Below are 22,413 nucleotides of genomic sequence, written 5' to 3' on the forward strand. Positions count from 1 at the left end.
CGGCCGACGGCTGTCGGGAACGTGAACGATGGAACTACCGGCCGAGGACGGCCGATGATGTTGCGGATGGAAGCGGAATGCCGAGCTGCTTGCCCAGCCACTGGCTGACCGTCGCCACGGCGTCGATGTCGACGCCGGTGGAGATGCCCAGACCCTGGAGCATCCAGAGGAGATCTTCGGTGGCCAGGTTTCCGGACGCTGTGCGGGCGAAGGGGCAGCCACCGATCCCTCCTGCCGATGCGTCGAACTGACTGACACCTGCTTGAAGCGCGGAGTAGACATTCGCAAGCGCCTGGCCATAGGTGTTGTGGGTGTGCAGGGCGATCCGATCGATCGGAATCCCGGCGCCGACCAGGCTATCAAGAACAGCGGTCACATGACCGGGAGTCGCGGTTCCGATGGTATCGCCGAGCGAGATCGTCAGGCAGCCGGCATCGACGAGGCGACGCGCAGCCGTGGCGACGTGCTCAGGATCGACCGCGCCCTCCCAGGGATCCCCGAAGACCATCGACAGATAGCCCCGCACCCGCATCCCCGCCGCAGTTGCTGCGCGTGCCACCTCGATGCTGCGGTCTGTGGTGTGCTGAAGTGGACCGCCGAGGTTGGCCTGGGCGAACGATTCGGTGACGCTGATGAAGACCGAGGCGTCTTTCGCTCCCGCCGCGACGGCATCATCGAGACCCCTTCGATTCGGGACGAGGACGGGGAACGCGATTTCGGAGTTCAGGTCGAGGCCTGCGAGCACCGATCGTGTGTCGGCCATCTGGGGAACGGCCCGCGGAGAGACGAAGCTTCCGGCTTCGATGGTCTTCAGGCCGGCATCGGAGAGCCGCCGGATCAGTTCGAGCCGGGTTGAGACAGGAAGCGTGCGTGCTTGCGACTGCAGACCATCTCGAGCGCTGACCTCGCAGACACTGACCTCGGTCGGCAGGTTCGACGGCACGAACTGCTGTGGGAGCTGTGCCGTCATCGCGATGCACCGGAGCGGAGTTCGTCGAGGATGGACTGGACCCTGTCGAACCGGAATGCCTTCTCTTCGATGAGGCGGTCCACGATGATCGCGGTCTCCTCGGCGTTCGCTCCGGCAGAGGCAGCGAGGTTCTTCGCATGCAGAGACATGTGTCCGCGCTGCACACCCTCGGTGGCGAGAACTCGCAGTGCCGCGAGGTTCTGCGCCAAGCCGGCGGCGACGATCATCTCGGCGAGATCCTGTGCGGTCGCCACCTCGGCGATCTGCAGAGCAGTGCGCGCGGCGGGATGGACCTTGGTGGCGCCCCCGACGAGGCCGACGGGCATGGGCATCTCGAGGGTGCCGACCAGGTCGCCGTCGGCATTCCTCTCGAACGTCGAGAGAGAAGAGTATCGGCCGTCGACGAGCGCATGGGAATGCGCTCCGGCCTCGACCGCACGGGTGTCGTTCCCGGTTGCGAGGACGACCGCGGAGACGCCGTTCATGATGCCTTTGTTGTGAGTGGCCGCTCGATAGGGGTCGGCTGCGGCGAGTTCGTAGGCATGGAGGATGTTGTCGATGACCTCATTCCCGCCGAGCAGATCCCTGTCGAAGACGGCCCGTGCCCGAGACAGTCGACGGTCCGCCTTGTTGGTGAGGATGCGCAGGAGTGCGTCGCCTCCGGCAATGGCTGCCACGGCTCCGGAGACCGCCTCAGCCATCGTGTTGACTGCATTCGCCCCCATCGCGTCTCGGACATCGACGAGGAGGTGGACGAGAACGTACGTGGTCGTCCGCGCTTCGACGAGACGGACCTCGAGGCCCTTGACTCCGCCGCCGACCTCGACGAGCTTGGGGTCCTGCGCATTGGCCAGATCGATGATCTCGGCTTGCCGTTCGAGGACACGTGTGCGCGCGGCCTGCGGGTCCGCCACGTTGATGAGCTGGATCTGTGCCTGCATGACGGGCTCGGTCGAGCTTGTGCAGAAACCGCCGTGCGGACGTGCCATTCGTGCTGCGTTGCTGGCGGCGGCGATGACCGAGGCCTCTTCGGTCGCCATGGGTACGAGCACGTCGGTGCCGTTGATCGTGAAGTTGGTGGCTGCGCCGAGAGGAAGCGAGAACACGCCGAAGATGTTCTCGCTGAGGTTGGCGGCGTCTTCGGGACCGAAGGCATCCGCATCGAGCTGGCTCAACAGTTGGGCGTCGAGCCCAGTCGAGGCTGCGACGGCTTTCCTGCGATCACCGACCGACATGTTTCGGAAGTCGGCAATTCGGCTGTTCACTGCCATCGTGTATCTCCAGTCAGGTCGTCATTGGCCGACATAGGCTGTCGGTCGGAGTTCCTCCGCAGAGATCAGTCAAACAATGCACGCGTGAATCTGCCATGTCTTTTTCGGATGTGAATATCGCTCGCCTTTGGCTGTTCCAGACATAGAGGCTTAGAAGGATGACTTCAACTTTTCGAGGCGGAGCGCGACCTGGAGGCGGAACGCCCGCTCCGGTGTCCTCCACTCCTGACCGAGCACGAGATCGGCTCTCTCCAGTCGTTGCTTGACGGTGTTGACATGCACTGACATCTGAGTCGCGGTTCGACGGATGCTCATGCCGGACTCGAAATACTCCCGCAGAGTCGAGAGCAGCTCGGCTGAATGGGTTCGGTCCCATCGGCGCAGCGGCTCGAGCATCCGCTGCATGAATCTCTCCGTTTGCTCCGGCGCGGTGCCAAACATTGCGGTGTAAGGCGCGAAATCCTCCGTGGGAAAGATTCCTTCGCTGATGCCGAGGGAATTGAGGATGCGGATGCACGACCACATTTCGTCCTCGGCGGTGCGCAGCTGCTTCCTGTCGTAATCGGTGTCGGAGATGATCACCAGCGAACTTTCGAGGGCGCCCGACTCTTCGAACAGGGTGTCCAGGGTGGGCCTGTCGCGGATCACGGCGCTGGGCAGGAGCACCGTGATCCCGGGGGATCGCTGCGTCATGAGAATGCGCGGCTCGACGCGGACCAGGCGAGCGGCGATGCGGTCATCGTTTTCGATATCGCCCTGAATCGTCATGAGTCTCCAGGGCCCGGAGAGGCTGAAGCTGCCGGTTCGGGAACGGGCTTCGAGCTCACTGAGATCACGAGTGCCGGCAATGATGTCGACTGCGAGTTCGCCACGGACTCGGTTCTCGGCATCAGCCCGGGCTTGTTCGTTCATTCGGATGAGCGCGAGCGTCTGCGCCGCCTGGGCGACGATGTTCGCGTCACCGTCCGCCGGTTCGTCGGTGAAGCGGACGAACAGTCCGCTGTGCTGTCGGCGGTGGGAAGCCACCGAGGCGACATACAGGTGCTGTGCTCCATCGACCTGTGCGCTTCGGCCCGTCGCCCGGCTGTGACTCAGCGCCGCGTGGACGTCAGCATTGTCCACCGCGATGCCGTCGAAGAATTCCTCGTCGGCGGGGAAGTTCGGAGAGCCGAGGCGTCCACTGTCGACGACGATCACGTCGGCCTGGAGCAATTTGGAGATGGCGTCGAGAACTGCGGGGACTCCTTGTCCCTGCAGGACGAGCTGCGTCAGCTGCTCCTCGACCTCGACGAGCCGTTGGAGGGTGCTGGCCTGCGCGGCTGCCGTCTCCTCGGCTTCCGCGGAGGCTTGGGCCGCCTCTGCGAGGTCTCCCATCAGCTGCGCCGTCTTCAGCACCACGGAAGCGTGGTCTGCGAGAGCTGACAGCAGGGTGATCTCGTCGGTGGTGAAGTCATGTGGATAGCGGTTGGCCGCGAAGAGGGCGCCGAGGACTTCGCCGTCGACGACCATCGGCACTCCGAGGAGTGATTCCATGCGCTCGGCCTTCACCGCGGAGTCGACGCGTCTTTCGTGAGGCAGTCGGGTCAGATCGTAGTTCGACGTCCACTGTGCGGCGCGATCACGCACGACCTGTCCTGCCAGTCCGACGCCGGGAGGCACTCGCAGTTCTTTGAGATTCGCCGAGATCGCTCCGCGACTTGCCTGAACACGTAGGTCGTCGGTCTCTGGGTAGTACTGGGAGAGGTAGGCGATATCGCATCCGATGAGTGTTTGGGCACGGTCGACGAGCTTCTGCAGCAGCTTCTCGGTGTCTCGCACACGGATGAGCTCCGAGGCGCTTTCGAGCAGGGCCGAACGCTCTCGATCCTTCTGCTTCCACCGGGTCATGGTCGAAGAGAGATCGGAGAAGGAGTCGATGAGCTCGGGGTGGTGCTCGAGACCGCGGGCCAGCGCCGTGCGGTCGAGATCGACTCCGCGAGAGAGAGCTCTGACGATCTCGGCCACGGCGGCCGCGGACACGGTCCCCGATTCATCTTCGATCTCAGTCATGAGACCAGTGTCGCAGGGCTCCGTCTTCTCCGCTGCACCCGATGGCGGACGGGCGCAGCACCTGAGTGGTCGTCGCCGTCAGCCGGCTGCTGCGGATCCGGCGTGTGCGGGTTCGCGCACGATGGGCAGCTCACACGTCGTCGGAGCGACCTGCCGATAACCGGAGAGGAACGTGTCGAGACGTTCGATCGCCTCGGAGAGCACCTCGACCGACGGCAGGGTGACGAGTCGGAAATGATCGGGCTTGGGCCAGTTGAAGGCCGTGCCGTGGGAGACGAGGATCTTCTGTTCGCGCAGCAGGTCGAGGGCGAACTGCTCGTCGTCGGTGATGCCGAACTTCTCGACATCGAGCTTCGCGAACATGTACAGGGCGCCGTCGGCGCGGTGGGCCGAGACCCCGTCGATCGAGTTCAGCCCCTCGTAGGCGACCTGCATCTGGTGGCCGAGGCGGCCCGTCGGCAGGATGAGGTCGTCGATCGACTGCTTTCCGCCCAGGGCCGCCTGGATGGCGTGCTGGGCCGGAACGTTCGAGCACATGCGCATATTCGCGAGCAGCTTGATGCCCTCGAGGTAGCTGTGCGCTTCGTCCAGAGGTCCGGTGATCGCCAGCCAGCCGGAACGGTAGCCGGCGACCCGGTAGGCCTTCGACAGCCCGGAGAAGGTCAGGCACAGAACATCATCGCCGGTGAGCGTGGCCATGTTGACCAGTTCGACGCCGTTGTAGGTGATCTTCTCGTAGATCTCGTCGGAGAAGACGATGAGGCCGTGCCGGCGGGCGATGTCGGCGATCTTCTGCAGCGTCTCCTGCGAGTACACCGCACCGGTCGGGTTGTTCGGGTTGATGACGACGATTCCGCGGGTACGTTCGGTGATCCGGGATTCGAGGTCGTCGAGGTCCGGCTGCCAGGCGTCTTCCTCCGCGCAGCGGTAGTGGACCGGGGTGCCGCCGGACAACGCCACCGAGGCGGTCCACAGCGGATAGTCCGGGCCGGGCACGAGGATCTCGTCGTCCGGGTTGCACAGGGCCTGCAGACTCAAGGTGATGAGTTCGCTGACTCCGTTGCCGAGGTAGACCTCGTCGGTGCCGAGATTGTGGATGCCGCGGGTCTCGTAGTACTGGACGACGGCACGGCGGGCCGACAGGATCCCCCGCGAGTCCGAATACCCCTGCGTCACGGGAAGGTTCGCGGCGATGTCCTGGACGATCGCCTCGGGGGCTTCGAATCCGAAGGGGGCAGGGTTGCCGATGTTGAGCTTGAGGATCGTGTGCCCGGCGGCTTCCATCGCCTGGGCCTCTTCGAGGACGGGTCCTCGAATGTCATAGAGGACATTGGCCAACTTCGACGACTGCCTGAACATGTGAACCGTGGAACCTTTCATTCGGGGAGTGCTCCACCTCCCACGCTATGCCCTCGCCGAGGCGGCCCTGACCAATCAGAGGCCCGTTTCCCAGACCTTTGCTCGGTTCGGAGGACCGTTGTGCAGACCTTTGGGATGCCGGGTTCACCTTACTCCCGGGATCTCAGTGGAATCTGGGCGGTTTCGGTAACGGCGTCGCATATGCGGAGCCATTGACGGCTGGCGTTCACGGATGTCTCATTCACCTTATGAAGAACAATTCAGTCGAGGTGCGGGGTCTCACGATTCGGCGGGGTCGTCGGACCGTCATCGACTCACTGGATATTGATGTGCCCCGCGGGGCGATCGTCGGGCTGTTGGGTCCCAGCGGCAGTGGGAAGACGACGCTGATGCGGGCCGTCGTCGGAGTGCAGATCGTCGCGGGCGGACGTGTGCAGGTGCTCGGCCAGCCTGCCGGATCGGCGGATCTGCGGCATCGGGTCGGCTACATGACCCAGTCGGCGAGCATCTACGACGACCTCAGCGTGCGGGCGAACCTGGCCTACTTCGCACGGGTGCAGGGCGCTCCGAAGACCGATGTCGACCGTGTGCTCGAGCGCACGGACCTCATCGGGCAGGCCGATCAGCTGGCCCGGACGCTCTCTGGCGGCCAGGCCAACCGGGTGTCCCTGGCTGCGGCGATGCTCGGTTCCCCGGACCTGCTGGTCCTCGATGAACCGACGGTGGGCCTTGATCCAGTGCTGCGCAATGATCTGTGGGATCTCTTCCGCGGGCTCGCCGAGGAGGGGACCACGCTGCTCGTCTCGAGCCACGTCATGGATGAGGCCACGCGCTGTGACCGGCTGCTGCTTATGCGGGAGGGCGCGATCATCGCGGACACGACACCGCACGATCTGCTCGCAGGCACTGGGGCCGCCTCGGCGGAGGAGGCGTTCCTCGACATCATCGAGAAGGACGTGGCCGGTGGGGGATCTGCCGGGCACGGACGCCGGTCGGGGACCCATCTGCTCTCCCGGGACGTGAACGGTGCCGGTCGGCCAAGCCACGATCGGCGGGGCCGCGGGACGAGGGAGGGAGGCCGGCGATGAACCCGATGCGCACCCTGGCGACGACGGGACGGGTGCTCGTCCAGATCCGCAACGACCCGCGTACGATCGCCCTGCTGCTCATCGTGCCCAGCCTGCTGATCGGCCTGGTGGCATGGATCTTCGACGAGACCGATGTGTTCTCGCGGATCGGTCCGGCGATGCTCGCGCTCTTCCCGTTCATCGTCATGTTCCTCGTCACGAGCATCGCGACCCTGCGCGAACGCCGCAGCGGAACGCTGGAGCGGCTGCTGTCGATGCCGTTGGGACGCGGCGATTTCATCCTCGGCTACACCTTGGCCTTCGGCTTGCTCGCCGTCATTCAGACGGCTGTGGCGGTCGGCTACGCGACTCTGGTGTGCGGTCTGGAGATCGAAGGATCGGTGGTCCTCCTCTTCGTCGTGGCAATCGCCGACGCCCTGCTCGGTACGGCTCTGGGCCTGCTGGCCAGCGCTTTTGCGCGCACCGAATTCCAAGTCGTGCAGTTCATGCCGGTATTCGTGTTCCCGCAGATCCTGCTCGGCGGGATCTTCCTTCCGCGTGACCAGTTGCCCGACGTGCTCGAAGTGGTCGGCGACTGGCTACCGCTCTCGCACGCGATCGATGCACTGGACGCGGTGTCGACCGGTGACGAGGACACCGCCTATATCTGGCTGAGAGTGCTCTTCATCGCCTGCTGGATCGTCGGCGCCGTCATCGTCGGTTCGCTCACCCTTCGGCGTCGGACGCCGTGAGACGCACCGAGCCCATGGGGTGCCACGAGCTGAGGCACCAGTTCGTTCCGGACCCCATGGGCTCGGTGCGGTCACTGAGTTCGTGGGGTCGGCGACCGTCCCCGCGGACGAACGCGAGGTAGCACAGCCACAGGGCGAGAGCCCACAGCAGGCCGACCCACAGCGCCGGGCGCGAGTCGGGGACGACCATGACCAGCACGAAGAGAATGAATGCCACGGTGAGCCAGGAACCGAGGGGCCATAAAGGCACGGGGAATTCGCTGGGCAGACGGTTCTCCCGGGTGATCGCGCGTTTCATCCGAAGGTGGGCGGCGAGGATGACCAGCCAGACCAGCAGCGTGGCGAAGGTGGCCAGTGCCCCGAGCAGGAACAGAGCCTGGTCGGGGTAGAGGTAATTGAGAAGCACTCCGACGAGCAGGGCGACGACCATGGTGATGACTGTCATCACGGGCACGCCATTGCGGGAGGTGCGGGCGAAGGACCGTGGGGCCTGTCCCTGTTCAGCCAGCCCATGGAGCATCCGGCCGGCGCCGTAGATATCGGCGTTCATCGCAGACAGCGCCGCAGTGATGAGGACGACTTGGAGGACGGCAGCGGCTGCCGTGAAACCGACGGAGTCGAAGATCGCGACGAAGGGACTGACGTCGGAGGTGATCTGGTTCCACGGCAGGATGCACATGATGACGCCGAGGGTGAGCACGTAGAACAGCAGGATGCGCACCGGCACCGAATTGATGGCTGCCGGGATCACCTTCTTCGGGTTCTGCGCCTCTCCAGCGGTGACGCCGATGATTTCGACGCCGCCGAAGGCGAACATGACAATGGTGAACGAAGTGAGCAGACCCCAGATTCCATTGGGGAAGAAGCCGCCGTGGTCGAACAGGGCCTGCGGTCCCATATGGTCGTGGTCGGCGATGCCGAAGCCGAAGATGATGATCGCGATGCCTGAGGCGATGAGGGCGATGATTGTGACGATCTTGATGAGCGCGAACCAGAACTCAAGCTCACCGAAGACCTTCACTCCGATCATGTTGATCGCCGCAATGAAGAACACCACGGCGAGCACCCAGATCCACCGCGGCACCTCTGGGAACCAGAAGCCCATGTACACGCCGATCGCGGTGGCGTCGAAGACGGCGACGAGGACCATTTCGAAGGCGAAGGTCCAGCCGACGAGGAACCCTGCGAACGGGTGGAGATAGTGGGAGGCGTATTGGCCGAAGGAGCCGGAGACGGGGTGGCGGACGACGAGTTCGCCGAGGGCGCGCATGACCATGAAGACGGCGGCGCCGCCGATGATGTAGGCCAGCAGTACGGCAGGTCCGGCCGATTGGATCGACTCCGACGAGCCCATGAAGAGGCCGGTGCCGATGGCCGAGCCGAGGGCCATGAAACGGATATGGCGAGCGGTCAGGCCTCTTTTCAGGCCTGCGTTCTCCCCGTGCTCGTCGGCTGAAACCATGGGTGTCCTTGACTCTCGACTGCCCGGGGCCACCCTTCGAATCCGCGTTCTGTCTCGGCCCCACGGCCATCTCAGAATCTCATATGGACAAGGAGGTAGTAGACGGACCCCGGAGCAAAGAGTCAGAGATCACTCAAGCCGTCTGCCTGTCACTGGCGAGCATTCCGAAGATGAGGGTGTCGGTCCACTCGCCCTTCGACCACCAGTCCTTGCGCAGGTGTGCTTCCTCGCGCATGCCGATCCTGCGAGCCAACTTCGCCGAGGCTGTGTTCCGCGAGTCCATCTGTGCGAATACCCGGTGGAGGCCGTAGTGATCGAAGGCGACGTTGAGGACGGCGATGGCCGCTTCGGTGGCGAAGCCGTGGCCGCTGGCGGCCGGATCGAGGATCCAGCCGATCTCCGCTTTCTCATCACTGCCGTCTTCGAGCCACAGCGCGATATCGCCGATGACGCGTGAGCCTTCTAGGGAATAGAGACCGTCGGCAGTTTCGATGACCAGCGCCAGGGTACGGGATTCGGTCTCGAGTCCAGTGCGGGTGAGGCGTTTGGCGATCTCGGTCTCGGCCACCTTGGCGGTCCAGGGATCCTGGAGGAGGAACCGGGAGACGTCCTCGCGAGAATAGATCGGAAGGTGCGCCTCGGCGTCGGTCTCGCGATACGAGCGCAGGCGCAGTCGGTCAGTGGTCAGCGGGAGCTCGAGTGATTCCATGGGCTTACTCTGCCAGGTCGACCTGTGGGGATGACGAATGACGCCGGTGATCGGCGCGGGTTCGACTATAAATTGTGGCGCTCGGCTTCTCCCAGCGAACGGGGAAATTGCCCTCTGCGAAGATACCGAGCACAAGCGAGTCCAGATTCGCCTCGTTGACGAAGTCGATTGAGTCGGAGGGTTCCGAGCAGCGCCGGAGGCTGGGCCCGGACGGGTGCGTGGATGAGGTGAGGGAGCGGACGGCCTCCAACCTACTCAGTACTCACGCGAAACGAGTGGAGAGAACATGAAGCGTCAGTTAACTCACTGTTCGGCCCGAGCATCGTCACTTCTTCAGCGCCTGCCCCCACGACAGCTTCGGACCCGACTTCAGGATCGAGCGCTCGAAGATCCTTGTGGCCAGCAGCAACGCCAACAATGTAGTGACGATGAGGATGAGCAGGGACACCAGCGGCTCCCACCAGGCGATGGTGCCGAGGAAGACGCGCATCGGCACTGCCACCGCTGCCGAGAACGGAATGTAGGACAGCACCGCCATGACCGTTTCGTTCGAGGAGAAGATGATGACGCCCATATAGGGCAGGAAGATGAGCATCATGATCGGCGTGCTCGTCGAGGGAAGGTCCTCGGTGCGCGAGACCATAGAGGCGGCGGCCGCATAGAGGGCGGCGACCATGACGAAGCCGACGATGAAGAGCGGGATGAACCAGGCGATCGGTTCGGCGACCTTGCCCAACACCATGTCGTTTCCGCTGATGGCGGCACCCGCGAGGACCGCGACCGCGGTGAGCCCGATCTGCGCGAAGGCGAGGATCGTACACGCGATGACCTTGCCGAACATGAGCACCCGCGCCGAGGTGGACGCGAGCAGGATCTCGACGATCCGCGACTGCTTCTCCTCCACCACGGACGAGGCGATCGTGTTCCCGAACGTCATCGCCGCCATGAAGAACACGAGCCCGAGCCCGAGCCCGATGAAGTAGGTGAGCGCCGGGTCCGGGGCATCCGGGTCGAGCAGCTCCACCTGGGGGGTGAGACTGAGTGCGCCGATGAGCGATTCCGGTGCCGAACGCAGGGACAGCACCGCCACCCCGGTCGGCGAATCCTCCGATTCGACGACGGCGGATTCGACCTCCTCGGAGTTGATCAGGGCTTTTGCCTCGTCGACGTCATCCACGGCGACGGGTTCGATACCGTCGATCCCCTCGATTGCCTTCGCCCCCGCCGAGGTGACCGCCACCTTGTCCGTGGAGGAGAACAGTGAGGGCAGCGCTCCGGAGACCCCGACGAGTACGCCGAAGAGGACGATGCTCAAGATCGTCGAGACCATGAAGGCCTTCGACTTCAGCCTGACCATGATCTCGCGTTCGATGACGAGTCCGATCGCGGTGGTGAATCCGGCGCGGTTCGCCCCGGTCTGCGTCGTGTGGGCGCTATCAGTGCTGGTCGTGTCGGTAGCGCTCATGACTGTGTGACCTCCTGGAAGAGACGATTGAGGGCGACTTCGTGCGGGGTGAAGGATGACACCGAGGAGACGGTGAGCGCTTTGCGCAGGACCGCCTCGGCGGAATCGGCGTTCGGGGCTGTGAACCGGGCCCAATTGCCGTCGAATTCGACGACGGAGATATCGGGTAGTCCCCGCACCCAGCCGAGGTCGGAATCCGTCTGCAGCGTCCATTCGGGCAGGCTGCGTTGGCGGCGCAGTTCCGAAGTGGTGCCGGCGGCGACGAGCCGGCCGTCGTTGATGATGATGAGGTCGTCGACGAGACGTTCGACGAGGTCGAGCTGGTGGCTGGAAAACAGAACCGGAGCACCGGAGGCAGCGAAAGAGGTGAGGACGTTCAGGGTGCGGTCGACGGCGACAGGGTCGAGTCCGGAGAACGGTTCGTCGAGGACGAGCGCCTGCGGATCGTGAATGAGGGCCGCGGCGATCTGGACCTTCTGCTGATTGCCGAGGCTGACCGATTCGAGGGTATCGGTGGGTTCGCCTTTGAGGTCGAGCTGGTCGAGGAGCTCGAGACCGCGCTTCTTCGCGGCCTGACGGGACAGCCCGTGGAAGCGGGCTAAGTAGATGAGCTGGTCGATGATCGGCATCTTCGGATAGAGGCCGCGTTCTTCGGGCATGTAGCCGATCGCACTGCGGTGGCTTGCGGTGATCGGGGTGCCGTCGACGAGGACGCGGCCGGAGTCTGCGGCCAGCACCCCGAGGAGGATCCGCATGGTTGTGGTCTTGCCGGAGCCGTTCGAGCCGACGAAGCCGGTCATCCGGCCGTCGCCGATGTCGAAGCTGAGGTCGTGCAGCACCTGCTTGCCGCCGAAGCTGCGGTTGATGTTCTCCAAGGTGATCATGTCTCAACGCTATGCGGAGACCGGCGTGAGCGGATCAGTCTTGAGGGTGAATTTGCGGCCCTGCCTGCGGTGGAGAAGCACTCGACAGATATTTCAGTGATTGAAAGTCAAACTACTGAGTAGTCGAAACCGAAACTACTCAGATGGTCGCGGACTACTCGAATACTGCTGAAGGGCAGGGTCTGAGCAATGAAGTTGAGCCTGCGATTCCATAGCTCGGAGGCGCTCGACCAGCTCGTCTCTCCCCATCCCCGAAATCGATCGCACTTCGTCGTGCGCGCTCAGGGACCCGAAGCGAGCTGAAACACCTTGCTCGACTTCGAAATGAGGAATGTATGACCCGGTTAGGTCTGCGCGTGCGCGCCTGGTGGGCTGCACTCACTGCTGTGCTCCTGGTTGCCGCCGGCGGTGCCATCGTGCTGCCAGCCGCTCCTGTCCAGGCGGCCCCGGTGTCGATCACCTGCGAGCCCGGCGTCGTCTATTCGGTGTCGCAGTCGGGGCAGATACGTGAGATCTCTGGCGGATCGCCAAAGAATGTTGGCGATGCTGCAAGTCGCGTCAGCAACTTCAACGGACTGGGCATTGGACCGGACGGCTCTGCAACCTATGCCTATGAGCGCAACTTCAACTGGTTGGGTTCGGAAACAGGTCTTACCGTCTTCAGGTTCAACTCGAGCACGGGCAAGTGGGCGTCTACGGGCAAATCAGTGACCGTAAGCGGAATCGGGTTCATCGGCGGGGCGGTTGATCTCTCCACTGGACGGTACTACTTCGGCGGCTACACCAGAAGCGGCACGTCATTCAGGCTCTATGTCTACGACGCCTCGACCAATGCCATCGCGTACAAAGGCACCATCGATACGAGCGCCGGCTCCGGTGGCGCGGCCAACGGTGACATCGCCTTCGATACTAACGGCAACCTCTTCATCGTCAGGGGATCCGAGACCACGACGACCGTCTTCTCCGTCACCGCGGCCAGCTTGGCGAAGGCGAACGGCGGGACCATTGCCTCGTCGAACTCCGCCGGCTTCACGACGAACTCCAACGTCAACGGTGTGTCATTCGACGCCGCCGGCAAGGCCTATCTCGGCACCGGTGACACCATTACGAGCTACGACATGCCCAACTGGTCGAACAAACAGTCGTTCGCCAGCGGATCATGGTCGAGCACTGACCTCGCCTCGTGCTCCTCCCCGGCGACTATCACTCTCCAGAAGGACGTGCAGGGTGGCCGCGCGAAATCGAGCGATCAGTTCGGCCTCTCCCTCAAACAGGGCGACACAGAACTCGGAGCCACAACGACCACCGGGACGGCGACCGGAATCCAGGACGAGATCGTCGGACCACTGCCAGCCAAGCGCGGCGCCGAAATCACTTTCTCCGAATCCGCAGCCACAGGCGCCGACCTGGGCGACTACGCCAGAACCTACTCGTGCACCGTCGACGGTAAGGAACTCGCCGAATCTTCGGGCACTGGAACCTCGGGCACGGTGACCATTCCCAATACCGGCGAAGCCGTCGTCTGCACGATTACGAACGCTCCGCTGACGGCGAATGTCTCGATCCATAAGGACGTTGTCGACGAGAACGGTGCGAACAAGAAGCCGGGCCAGGGTTGGACGGTCGGTGCGAAAGCGACGGCCACCACTGACTCGGTGACCTCAAACCCCACCGCTGCCACACATAAGACCAACTCTAACGGCGACGCGAAGTGGGGACTGAAGTTCTCGAAGACCACCGGCCGGGCCACGGTTGCGATCTCCGAAACCCAGCAGGACGGCTTCGAGTTCAAGAGCGGCTCCTGCGAGATCACCCATCTCGACGGGTCGAAGGACACGAAGAAGCTCACCAGCGACAAGAGCACCGATCTCACCGGAATCAAGCCGGGCGACAACGTCGACTGCGCCTACGTCAACAAGGTCAGCGACACCGCGCTGACCCTGGTGAAGAAGGTCGACAACAAGGCCGCCGCCGGCACCGCCAAGGACACCGACTGGACACTCAAGGCAGCCGGTGACACCGCCTCAGGAAACAAGACGATCGAAGGCAAGACCGGATCGACCGAAGTCACGAAGGCTAAGGTCAAGGCCGGCAAGTACTCACTGTCCGAGGCGGGTACTCCGAAGGGCTACGAGGCCTCCGACTGGGTGTGCAAGCCGACCTCCGGCTCCGGAGTCGTCACCTCTGACAAGAGCTCCGTGACCCTGAAGTCCGGTGACGACGTCACCTGCACCATCACGAACACCGCGAAGACCGGCGCCGTGACCTGGGGCAAGACCGACGAGTCCGGCAATGCCCTCAAGGGTTCGGTGTGGACCCTCACCGGACCCGACGGATCCGAACTGACCATCGAGGACTGCGCAGCCGCCTCGGCGAGTGAATGCAACGGTCAGGACAAGGACCCGGTGGCAGGGAAATTCTCGGTCACCGGCCTCAAATGGGGCGACTACACGCTGACGGAGAAGAAGGCCCCGGCCGGATACATCCTCGACGACACCCCACACACGTTCACGGTCTCCGGATCCGAGCTCGACAAGAAGCTCGGGTCGTACACCAACGAGCAGAAGCCCCAGGTGGCGCTGCCACTCACGGGTGGAACCGGAAGCCAGATCTACCTCATCGGCGGAGCAGCACTGCTCGCAGCCGCCGGTGCCATCGCACTTCTCAAGGGCCTGCGCCGCAGGAACCGGAAGCACTGAAAGGGAAACAATGAAAGTTAAGAAAATGGGTCTTCTGCGGCGTCTGACCGCGGTGGCCGCGATCGCCTCGCTGAGCGTGCTCGGCCTGGCCGGCACGGCGCAGGCCGACAGCAACGTGGGCAACATCGACACCGGAAAGACCGGCTCGATCATCGTCCACAAGTACGACGGTGCCTATGGCACCGACGGCGGTGACGGATCGGTGAAGACCGACACCTCGAACCTCGGCAAGCCACTCGACGGTGCTGAGTTCACGGTCAAGCAGGTCACGGCCAAGGACGGCCAGACCATCGACCTCAAGACCCCCGAAGGCTGGGACCTCATCAGCGGTCTCAAGGCCTCCGATGTCAAGGGCGGAGGATTCTCGCTGGGCAACGGTGTTTCGAAGACCACCGCGAACGGCGGACTTGCGACCTTCGGCGGACTGCCGCTGGGCCTCTACCTCGTGGAAGAGACCAAGGCTCCGACGAACGCGACGTCGACGACCGACCCGTTCCTCGTCACCCTGCCGTTTGCACAGTCGAACGGCAAGTGGCTTTACGACGTCAACGTCTACCCGAAGAACTCGGTGAACAACACGGAACCGACCAAGGAGGTCTCGAACCCCTCGGCGCCCGTCCTGGGAGAGACCGTCGACTGGACGATCACCGCACCGGTTCCGGCTGCGAACAACGGCATCAAGAAGTTCTCGATCGTCGACCAGCTCGACCCACGTCTGAGCTTCGTCTCAGCCAAGGTTGCCGGCTTCACCGCAGGCACCGACTACACGATCGATGAAGCTGGTCAGAAGATCACCATCAACTTCACCGCAGCCGGCATCGGTAAGCTCGAGACCGGGCAGAAGGTCGTTGCAACCGTCACAACGAAGGTCACCTCGCAGGGCGACGGCACCATCGAAAACACCGCGCTGGTCAACACCAACGACTCGTCCGTCGAAACCCCGGCCGTGAGCACCAACTGGGGCTCGCTGCAGATCATCAAGCACGTCGCCGGCGACAAAGCGCGCACCCTGGCTGGCGCCGAGTTCGACATCTTCTCCGACAAGGACGGACAGAACAAGGTCGCCTCGGTGACGACCGCAGCTGACGGCACTGTTTCGATCACCCTGTGGGTCGGCAACAACGATGTCGCCGAGAAGAAGTACTGGGTCAAGGAGACGAAGGCTCCGACCGGTTACATCCTCGACGAGAGCATCAATGAAGTCACCGTGAAGGCCGGCGAGACCGCTGCCGCAGTCAAGTACGAATTCGCCAACACCCAGCAGGGTCACCCCGACCTGCCGCTGACCGGTGCTGACGGCAAACTGCTCGCGATGATCGCCGGAGTCGGCCTCATGCTCATCGCCGGTGGTGCAGGCATCGTCGCAGCCAACCGCCGCAAGAACCAGGTGTGACCCATTCACCTGTCGGCAGGCAGTCCACCCAGATTGCCGTGCCGGGCACGTCCACGCGGCGTCCGTCCACCGACGGGCGCCGCTGGCGCGTGCCTGTTCTCTCCCTCGTCATCGCGCTCATCGCCCTGACCGGTCTGGGCATCTGGATCTACCCGAGTGCGGCGGCGTGGTTCTCCCAGCTCGACCAGTCGAAGATCGTCGACAACGCAGCTGGGGTGACCGAAGGTGACAAGGCTGAGAACGCCCGGCAGATCGCGCTCGCCCACAAGTACAACGAGGCGCTCGAATCGGGCGCGCAGCTGGAATCGAACCACCGTCTGCCGTCCGGGAAAGGCATCTCGGCCGCTGGTGCTCCGGCGTATGAGGATGTGCTCGTTGACGGCGGACCCGGAGTGATGACCCGGCTGCGGATTCCCTCCATCGACGTCGACCTGCCCGTCTACCACGGCACCGACGACGCGACCCTGCTCAAAGGACTCGGTCACCTTGAAGGCACCAGCCTGCCCGTGGGCGGAGAAGGCACCCATTCGGTCATCACCGGCCACCGGGGACTCGCCGAGGCGACGATGTTCACGAACCTCGACAAGGTTGGCAAGGGCGACCGATTCACGCTCACGACCTTCGGGCAGGTGCTCAGCTACCAGGTCATCAGGACTCAGGTCGTCGACCCCGATGAGACCGAATCCCTGGGCACGATCTCCGACCGTGACCTCGTCACCCTCGTCACGTGCACGCCCCTGGGCATCAACTCCCAGCGGATCCTCGTCACCGCGGAACGTGTCTACCCGACCCCCGCCGCCGACCAGGAATCAGGGCTCGCGGAATCCGATCTGCCCGGGTTCCCCTGGTGGATCGTCATCATGGCCGCAGGCCTCGTGGCCGCCGGAATCTACGTCTGGTGGTCAGGTCGACCCGTGCGACCGAAAGGTGGGAAGCCGGTGACCGATATCCCCGCCGAGGCGGCAGCTCAGTTCACGAAGACGGCTAAGCCCCCGTCCGGCCCACGGCACTGATTCGGCCGGTATCGCGAAGTGCCAGCATGAGCTTCGGGATGTCCCGGCGACGTTCGGCACCGAGCTTCGCTCGAGCCTGCAGCACATGTGACTCGACAGTGCGCACCGACAGGACCAGACGTTGACTGATTTGCACATTCGTCAGTCCCTCGGCGACGAGTCGGCACACCTCGAGCTCCCGTTCAGTCAGGGTGACGGCCGGAGCCGCAGCATCGGAGATCGCGGTGTCTTCACGTGGCTGCGGATGTTCCGGAGGCGTAGCTGCGCGCTGACGCAGCGCATCGAGTGCTTCGCCGGCCACGCGTGCGCGGGAACTGAGACGTTGAGCGAGGAACAGAGCCCTAGACTCGGCGAAGGCGTGGCGGGCAAGCACCCCGGTAGCCGACGGACCGCAGTTCCAGACCGGCGGCCAGGAGCGCCTCGGCGTCCCCAGCGGCCGAGGCATCGAGATGCCGCCGCGCGGCACGCGGCCCGGGCAGATTCAGGTCAGCGGCTTCGTCCGGAAGGCTCGCACACGCCTCGGCGGCGGTGATGGTGCCGTCGAGGACGCGCGCATGAGCGAACATGGTATGCATCCATGCAGGCATCGGTCCGGGATTCTTCGCCCCGGGGCCCAACAAGAAGGCGGCCAGCCCGTCGTGGAAGCGATAGCCCCGCGCCGGAGTCGAGGCCTCGTTCGACGCGGCGCGATAGTAAGGGGCGTTGCTGCGCTGCCACCGTCCGAGGGTGTCGCGCAGTCCCCAACCGACGGCGAGCAGTGCAGGAGTGACCGACGCTGCGAACGCCTCGTAGTCCCGAGCTGCCAAATCGGTCTCCCCATCGAGCAGACGCTGGACGCCGATGCACCATGACGCTGTCGCATCCAGCTGCCAGCCGCTGTGCGTGGAGGCTGCACTGGCGGCTTCCAGGAGTTTGTGAGTGATGAACTCCGACCGTTGAGGTTCGATCCCGGCCAGGAGGCAATTCACCGTCGCTCCGACCATGAAGTACCAGGCCATGGTGTAGGTGAAGCCGACCGGTTCCCCGGGACGGACGGTCGTGAGTTTGACGCAGAGTTCGTAGCCTTCTTTGGCGGCGGCGCGGAGCGCATCGGCATTGTCGGTTTTGAGATAGTACTGGCACAGAGCCGCGTATGCGGCGAAGCGCAGGGCATCTGACGACTGCGGGGAGTCCGCGACCGCCCGCGCATCGTCGACTCGGGTCATCCCGCTCCCGGCAAACGAAGTCACGAGGTTCGCGATGCCTGGGATGAGTGGGTCGACTTTATCCCGCAGGTGATCCGTCCACCATTGGGGCAATTCGGGCTCACCTGCCATCGCCGCGGCCGATGTGAATAACAGCTCGAGCAGAACCGCCTCCCGATTGCAGCTCAGCGGTCCATGCTCGACACCGGTTCTGACGAGTTCGATCGCTCCGGTCCGATCGCCACTCAGGAGTCGTGCCGTGATCGACTGCAGCTTCCATTCGAGCAGCATCAGAGCATCGTCTTTCGCTGCGTCTTCGACCACATGGAGCAAGATCATCGCCTCCATCGGATCGCCGAGGCGGTTGAGGACGCGTGCAGCCGTCAGCAGTAGTTCGGCCTCAGAGGAATCGATCTCACGACCCCCGTTGATGATGTCGCGAGCCAGACTGATCTCTGCGGCCTCGCCGACCGGATAGCCGGCCTTCCACAGAATCGTGAGACGACGAGCGAACTTCTCCTCATCTGCAGCATCGGCCTCCCCGATGAGCTGGTTGCCATGCTGCCGACATGCAGCGGCGAGACCGCCACCGATGGCTGACCGCTGACCTCGAACTCCCGAGCGAGACGGAGGTCGACGAGCCGGGTGACGACCGCATCCCCGAAGAGCTGTTTTGCTGTGCGCGTGGGCATCGGGCTGAGGTCGCCGAGGCGGCGAGCGGCCAGAAGCGTGGAGGCGCGCATCCGCGGATAGACCGGAGCGAACCGCGAGAGCACGCGTGAACTGAAGAACGGGGTATCCGAACTGGAGTGAGGGTAGTGGCGAGGAACCCGGAGAGGGTCCTCCTCAGCCCAGGCGACGAGGTCGGAAGCCACGAGCGGTCTGCCGGCGCACAGCGCCGCCAGGGTGCGCAGCTGAAGATCATCGAGCGGCGTCATCGGGGACAGGCCTGCCACGAGCGCCATGGACTCGCGGCCCGTGAGCGGAGCCAGGTCGACCCGTCCGATCTCCCCGGCGCTCCAACTCTCGGCGATCTGCTTGAGCACACTGTCGTCGCCCTGATGGACCAGGCGCAGCTGATCACCATCGACAAGGTAGGCGACGGGCACCCGTTTCTCGTGCAGTGCCTGGTCGATGAGGATGTTGGCTTCGGAAGTCAGCAGGTGTGCTCCGCTCATGATCCGAGGGCCTCCGCTCAGCGTGGCGTCGTCGACGAACTCGGCGACCTCCTCGGCGGTGGTGTGGGCACTCACCCGCAACAGGGTCTGCTCAGGTCGACCGAGCGCGGCTGCGAGGAAGCGGGCGAAGTCCAAGGCTCCGTCCCCGGGGAGACAGACCACGAGGACGGACTGCCCGGAATCGAGGAAGCTGAGGATCTGCGCTGACTCGCGACTGCGTGTCGGGGCCCGGTGTACGAGTCGGTCGTAGGCGGGATCGACGGGCACGAAGCCGTCCACACTGTGCATGGAGACGCAGCCTTTCCGGTCTGCGAAGCGGAGCGGCCGTGAGGAGGCCCGTGATGCCGTTCGCCGGGGCGACCGTGAATGTGGTGGGTGGGGTCGGTGGGGAGGGATGAAAAGTATTTCGCTATTACACTGAGACGTATATCACTCCCGTTGTCGATTTCTCAAATCCTGCGTCCGCTTTCTGACCGTCGGCACCCTCCCCGAGACTGACGATCCTCTCACCGAGGCAGCTGGTCGGGATCGGGCCGACGCCCGCTCGGCGCTCAGCCGTCGACCTTTGCGACCCCGTTTTCATACGCCCAGATCACGGCATGGATGCGATCGCGGATGCCGAGCTTCGACAGCAGATTCGACACGTGAGTCTTCACGGTCGCTTCGCCGACGAACAGTCCGCCGGCGATTTCGGAATTGCTCGCTCCGGTTGCTACCAGCCGCAGCACCTCGAGCTCGCGGTCGGTGAGCTGCGCGAGTTCGGGCGCGCTCGGTGCTAACGGTTCCGGGGTGAACACGGAGCGTTCGATGACCCGGCGGGTGACCTCGGGGGAGAGCAGTCCGTCTCCGGCAGCCAGAGCAGTGACCGCGTCGATGAGCTGTTCGGCCTCGGCGGTCTTGAGCAGAAACCCACTGGCGCCGGCAGCGAGTGCGCGGAACAGGAAGTCGTCACGGTCAAAGGTCGTGAGCATGAGGACGGCTCCGGCAGCACCTCGGCGGACGATCTCCTCGGTCGCCTCGAGCCCGTCCATGACCGGCATCTGCACATCCATGCAGATGACATCCGGGGACAGTTCGAGTGCCTTGTCGATGGCGATCTGCCCGTTCTCGGCCTCACCGACGACCGTGATGCCGTCCTCCGCTTCGAGGATCGTGCGGAAGCCGGTGCGGACCATCGACTGGTCGTCAACGAGGAGGACTCGGATCATGTGGTTGCCTTTGCTGGAGTATCAGAGGACAAGTGATCTGCGGTGCTGCGCGGGTAGGGGATGCGGGCGCGGACGATCCATCCTCCGCGGGACTTCGGTCCTGCCTCGAGGTTGCCGCCGAGAGCGGTCATGCGTTCCCTCATGCCGACGATGCCCAGTCCCAATCCTTCGCTCTTTGCTAGCCCCTTGACCTCGGCCCGGGTCTCAGTGGAACCGGACGTGACCGAACCTCGTGACGGGCGCGAATCGCTGACCTCCACCTCGAGATCGGTGCTGCCGTAGCGCAGCCGCACATCCACCTCGGCGCCGACGCCCGCGTAACGAGAACAGTTGGTCAGGGATTCCTGGATGACCCGGTAGATCGACATCTCGGTGATCGGAGTGAGCGGGCGAGGGTCCCCGATCGTTGCGTACTCGACGGTTTGGTCGAATCGTCGGGCCGATTCGATGAGTTCCGGAAGGTCGCCGAGGCTGGGGTTGCCTTTCGTCGATGCCGCCGTAGCGGCGTCAGCCAGCTTTTCAGCCGTTTGGCCGCCGGTCGCGGCTGTGCCGTCCGTGGCGGCGGTGACGTCGGTCGACGAGTCCGTTTCGCGCAGCGTATAGACGAGGGCTCGGAGTTCGTCGACGGTCTCGCGAGTCGAGGATTCTATGACCTGGAGCGATTCCTTGGCCTTGGCGGGGTTCTTCTCAAGGCTGCGGCGTGCGGCAGCGGCGTGGATTCCGACCCCGGCGATATGGTGGGCGACTCCATCGTGGAGTTCCCGCGCGATGCGGACGCGTTCGAGGTCGAGAGCCTGCCGAGTCAGCTGCTGCTCCTGTTCACGGACCTCTTCGTTGGCCGCACGGAGTTCCTCTAGCAGTCGCCGCTGCTTCCACGCCCGGTTGCCGAAGAGCCACGCTCCACCGAAGAAGACCGTGTTGATCAGGAAAGTCACCCCGGTAGCCGCGGCGAACTGGACGAAAGTCAGGTCGCCGAGATCCTGGAACTGCAGGGCCGCCGAGACGATGACATAGATGAGGATGGCCAGGCACAGCAGACAGCGTGAAATGAACGCGGCACGTTGACTGTAGCGAAACGCGCCGATCGCATAGACCGATGTGAAGAGGACGATCTGAGAGACGCCGGGTTCCATCATCTGCAGGATCTGCGCGGTGACGTAGAGCGTGGTGATGAACCATGCGATGAAATTCGGGAACCGACGACGCCACACCAGGGGCACGGTGACAACGACGGAGAGGATGCAGACGACCCACAGAGGGGCCTTGAATTCCCAGAACCCGCTGCCTTCATAGAGGATGGCGAAGATGAGCGAGCCGACGGTAAGGGCGGCAACGAGCCAGAAGTCGGAACGGTTCGGCTTGCGAGCCTCGGCCGACAGGCGTGCCGAGGTCCGTGGTTCGCTCGTTCTGTCCTCCGTCATCCTTTCAGCTTAGCCTTGATCCACCGATGCGAGTAGCAGGATCAAGCCGCGCGTGAAATGGAAATGCCCCTTCTGAACTGGGAAAATGATGATGTTCGAAGTCAACATTCCCGTTCAAGAAAGGGGCACCTCTCAGGTGCTATTCAACCACACACCCGCGTCTGTGTCTCACTCCTTCGACGATGCGAACCTGACGGCCACTACCGGGCTCGTCCCGATCATGAGCCTCGCCCAGATGGCGGGCCTGCCAGACCTCGCCGAAGACCGTCTGACCGTGACCACCACCGGAGCCGACAAGGGCGCGAACCCGGCACCGAAACTGGCTACCC

18 protein-coding genes and 1 pseudogene are annotated in these 22,413 nt (G+C 64.0%); 6 read left to right on the top strand and 13 right to left on the bottom strand.

Annotated elements, in window-relative coordinates; genetic code table 11:
- Nucleotides 1-34 precede the first annotated feature (34 nt).
- From BLIN9172_RS09870 to BLIN9172_RS09885, 4 genes are all read right to left on the bottom strand, one after another.
- Complete coding sequence (locus tag BLIN9172_RS09870; protein ID WP_101554912.1) at nt 35-970, bottom strand: hydroxymethylglutaryl-CoA lyase; 936 nt, start codon at nt 968-970, stop codon at nt 35-37.
- The gene (locus BLIN9172_RS09875; RefSeq protein ID WP_101554913.1) at nt 967-2,241 is read right to left on the bottom strand and encodes a hydroxymethylglutaryl-CoA reductase, degradative; all 1,275 of its coding nucleotides are present in this window, start codon (nt 2,239-2,241) and stop codon (nt 967-969) included. The genes BLIN9172_RS09870 and BLIN9172_RS09875 overlap by 4 nt, the downstream gene beginning before the upstream one ends.
- A 150-nt stretch (nt 2,242-2,391) precedes the next feature.
- Nucleotides 2,392-4,290, bottom strand: a complete 1,899-nt coding sequence (locus BLIN9172_RS09880) for a helix-turn-helix domain-containing protein (protein ID WP_101554914.1) — start codon at nt 4,288-4,290, stop codon at nt 2,392-2,394.
- Nucleotides 4,291-4,368: 78 nt separating this feature from the next.
- Entirely contained in the window at nt 4,369-5,649 is a 1,281-nt protein-coding gene (locus tag BLIN9172_RS09885; RefSeq protein WP_101554915.1) for a pyridoxal phosphate-dependent aminotransferase, read from the bottom strand.
- A gap of 248 nt (nt 5,650-5,897) precedes the next feature.
- Between BLIN9172_RS09885 and BLIN9172_RS09890 the strand changes: the two genes are divergently transcribed.
- Together BLIN9172_RS09890 and BLIN9172_RS09895 are read left to right on the top strand one after the other, a co-directional pair.
- Nucleotides 5,898-6,737 carry an ABC transporter ATP-binding protein gene (locus BLIN9172_RS09890; RefSeq protein WP_101554916.1) on the top strand — a complete coding sequence of 280 codons (840 nt, stop codon included), beginning with the start codon at nt 5,898-5,900 and terminating at the stop codon, nt 6,735-6,737.
- Nucleotides 6,734-7,468, top strand: a complete 735-nt coding sequence (locus BLIN9172_RS09895; RefSeq protein WP_101554917.1) for an ABC transporter permease — start codon at nt 6,734-6,736, stop codon at nt 7,466-7,468. Before BLIN9172_RS09890 ends, BLIN9172_RS09895 begins: the two co-directional genes overlap by 4 nt.
- Here BLIN9172_RS09895 and BLIN9172_RS09900 read toward each other — a convergent pair.
- The 4 genes from BLIN9172_RS09900 to BLIN9172_RS09915 all read right to left on the bottom strand — a co-directional run bounded on the left by BLIN9172_RS09900 (nt 7,443) and on the right by BLIN9172_RS09915 (nt 11,988).
- Nucleotides 7,443-8,930 (bottom strand): amino acid permease, encoded by a 1,488-nt coding sequence (locus BLIN9172_RS09900; RefSeq protein ID WP_101554918.1) that lies wholly within the window; start codon nt 8,928-8,930, stop codon nt 7,443-7,445. The two genes, BLIN9172_RS09895 and BLIN9172_RS09900, sit on opposite strands and share 26 nt — an antisense overlap.
- 133 nt (nt 8,931-9,063) lie before the next feature.
- Nucleotides 9,064-9,639, bottom strand: coding sequence for a GNAT family N-acetyltransferase (locus BLIN9172_RS09905; protein WP_101554919.1), 576 nt, complete (start codon nt 9,637-9,639; stop codon nt 9,064-9,066).
- A gap of 325 nt (nt 9,640-9,964) precedes the next feature.
- On the bottom strand, nt 9,965-11,104 hold the full coding sequence (locus BLIN9172_RS09910) for an ABC transporter permease (RefSeq protein ID WP_101554920.1): 1,140 nt from the start codon (nt 11,102-11,104) through the stop codon (nt 9,965-9,967).
- Nucleotides 11,101-11,988, bottom strand: a complete 888-nt coding sequence (locus tag BLIN9172_RS09915) for an ABC transporter ATP-binding protein (protein ID WP_101554921.1) — start codon at nt 11,986-11,988, stop codon at nt 11,101-11,103. The genes BLIN9172_RS09910 and BLIN9172_RS09915 overlap by 4 nt, the downstream gene beginning before the upstream one ends.
- A 335-nt stretch (nt 11,989-12,323) precedes the next feature.
- Here BLIN9172_RS09915 and BLIN9172_RS09920 point away from each other — a divergent pair, with 335 nt between their 5' ends.
- From BLIN9172_RS09920 to BLIN9172_RS09930, 3 genes are read left to right on the top strand one after another with little or no spacing between them, the layout of a single operon-like run.
- Nucleotides 12,324-14,687, top strand: a complete 2,364-nt coding sequence (locus BLIN9172_RS09920) for a SpaA isopeptide-forming pilin-related protein (RefSeq protein ID WP_101554922.1) — start codon at nt 12,324-12,326, stop codon at nt 14,685-14,687.
- A 10-nt stretch (nt 14,688-14,697) separates the two neighbouring features.
- A complete protein-coding gene (locus BLIN9172_RS09925) occupies nt 14,698-16,080 on the top strand; it encodes a SpaH/EbpB family LPXTG-anchored major pilin (RefSeq protein ID WP_101554923.1) in 1,383 nt (460 codons plus the stop codon).
- Nucleotides 16,077-17,093, top strand: a complete 1,017-nt coding sequence (locus BLIN9172_RS09930; RefSeq protein ID WP_101554924.1) for a class C sortase — start codon at nt 16,077-16,079, stop codon at nt 17,091-17,093. The genes BLIN9172_RS09925 and BLIN9172_RS09930 overlap by 4 nt, the downstream gene beginning before the upstream one ends.
- Here BLIN9172_RS09930 and BLIN9172_RS09935 read toward each other — a convergent pair.
- From BLIN9172_RS09935 to BLIN9172_RS09955, 5 genes are all read right to left on the bottom strand, one after another.
- On the bottom strand, nt 17,065-17,466 hold the full coding sequence (locus tag BLIN9172_RS09935) for a helix-turn-helix transcriptional regulator (RefSeq protein ID WP_240812040.1): 402 nt from the start codon (nt 17,464-17,466) through the stop codon (nt 17,065-17,067). The genes BLIN9172_RS09930 and BLIN9172_RS09935 overlap by 29 nt on opposite strands.
- On the bottom strand, nt 17,435-18,616 hold the full coding sequence (locus BLIN9172_RS09940) for a hypothetical protein (RefSeq protein ID WP_101554925.1): 1,182 nt from the start codon (nt 18,614-18,616) through the stop codon (nt 17,435-17,437). Before BLIN9172_RS09940 ends, BLIN9172_RS09935 begins: the two co-directional genes overlap by 32 nt.
- A gap of 44 nt (nt 18,617-18,660) precedes the next feature.
- The gene (locus BLIN9172_RS09945) at nt 18,661-19,743 is read right to left on the bottom strand and encodes a hypothetical protein (RefSeq protein ID WP_101554926.1); all 1,083 of its coding nucleotides are present in this window, start codon (nt 19,741-19,743) and stop codon (nt 18,661-18,663) included.
- A 263-nt stretch (nt 19,744-20,006) separates the two neighbouring features.
- A complete protein-coding gene (locus tag BLIN9172_RS09950; protein WP_101554927.1) occupies nt 20,007-20,663 on the bottom strand; it encodes a response regulator in 657 nt (218 codons plus the stop codon).
- Nucleotides 20,660-22,084: a sensor histidine kinase gene (locus BLIN9172_RS09955; RefSeq protein WP_101554928.1), complete on the bottom strand. Its 1,425-nt coding sequence runs from the start codon at nt 22,082-22,084 to the stop codon at nt 20,660-20,662. The genes BLIN9172_RS09950 and BLIN9172_RS09955 overlap by 4 nt, the downstream gene beginning before the upstream one ends.
- 163 nt (nt 22,085-22,247) lie before the next feature.
- On the opposite strand from BLIN9172_RS09955, the pseudogene BLIN9172_RS09960 reads away from it, so the two are divergent.
- A pseudogene (locus BLIN9172_RS09960) lies at nt 22,248-22,413 on the top strand (IS1380 family transposase); the annotation flags it as partial.

The sequence above is a fragment of the Brevibacterium linens ATCC 9172 genome (assembly GCF_900169165.1).
Lineage (GTDB): Bacteria > Actinomycetota > Actinomycetes > Actinomycetales > Brevibacteriaceae > Brevibacterium > Brevibacterium linens.

Coding starts and splice junctions, on each gene's coding strand:
- BLIN9172_RS09870 (WP_101554912.1), bottom strand. CDS start 970: ATGACGGCACAGCTCCCACAGCAGTTCGTGCCGTCGAACCTGCCGACC.
- BLIN9172_RS09875 (WP_101554913.1), bottom strand. CDS start 2,241: ATGGCAGTGAACAGCCGAATTGCCGACTTCCGAAACATGTCGGTCGGT.
- BLIN9172_RS09880 (WP_101554914.1), bottom strand. CDS start 4,290: ATGACTGAGATCGAAGATGAATCGGGGACCGTGTCCGCGGCCGCCGTG.
- BLIN9172_RS09885 (WP_101554915.1), bottom strand. CDS start 5,649: ATGTTCAGGCAGTCGTCGAAGTTGGCCAATGTCCTCTATGACATTCGA.
- BLIN9172_RS09890 (WP_101554916.1), top strand. CDS start 5,898: ATGAAGAACAATTCAGTCGAGGTGCGGGGTCTCACGATTCGGCGGGGT.
- BLIN9172_RS09895 (WP_101554917.1), top strand. CDS start 6,734: ATGAACCCGATGCGCACCCTGGCGACGACGGGACGGGTGCTCGTCCAG.
- BLIN9172_RS09900 (WP_101554918.1), bottom strand. CDS start 8,930: ATGGTTTCAGCCGACGAGCACGGGGAGAACGCAGGCCTGAAAAGAGGC.
- BLIN9172_RS09905 (WP_101554919.1), bottom strand. CDS start 9,639: ATGGAATCACTCGAGCTCCCGCTGACCACTGACCGACTGCGCCTGCGC.
- BLIN9172_RS09910 (WP_101554920.1), bottom strand. CDS start 11,104: ATGAGCGCTACCGACACGACCAGCACTGATAGCGCCCACACGACGCAG.
- BLIN9172_RS09915 (WP_101554921.1), bottom strand. CDS start 11,988: ATGATCACCTTGGAGAACATCAACCGCAGCTTCGGCGGCAAGCAGGTG.
- BLIN9172_RS09920 (WP_101554922.1), top strand. CDS start 12,324: ATGACCCGGTTAGGTCTGCGCGTGCGCGCCTGGTGGGCTGCACTCACT.
- BLIN9172_RS09925 (WP_101554923.1), top strand. CDS start 14,698: ATGAAAGTTAAGAAAATGGGTCTTCTGCGGCGTCTGACCGCGGTGGCC.
- BLIN9172_RS09940 (WP_101554925.1), bottom strand. CDS start 18,616: ATGATCTTGCTCCATGTGGTCGAAGACGCAGCGAAAGACGATGCTCTG.
- BLIN9172_RS09945 (WP_101554926.1), bottom strand. CDS start 19,743: ATGCACAGTGTGGACGGCTTCGTGCCCGTCGATCCCGCCTACGACCGA.
- BLIN9172_RS09950 (WP_101554927.1), bottom strand. CDS start 20,663: ATGATCCGAGTCCTCCTCGTTGACGACCAGTCGATGGTCCGCACCGGC.
- BLIN9172_RS09955 (WP_101554928.1), bottom strand. CDS start 22,084: ATGACGGAGGACAGAACGAGCGAACCACGGACCTCGGCACGCCTGTCG.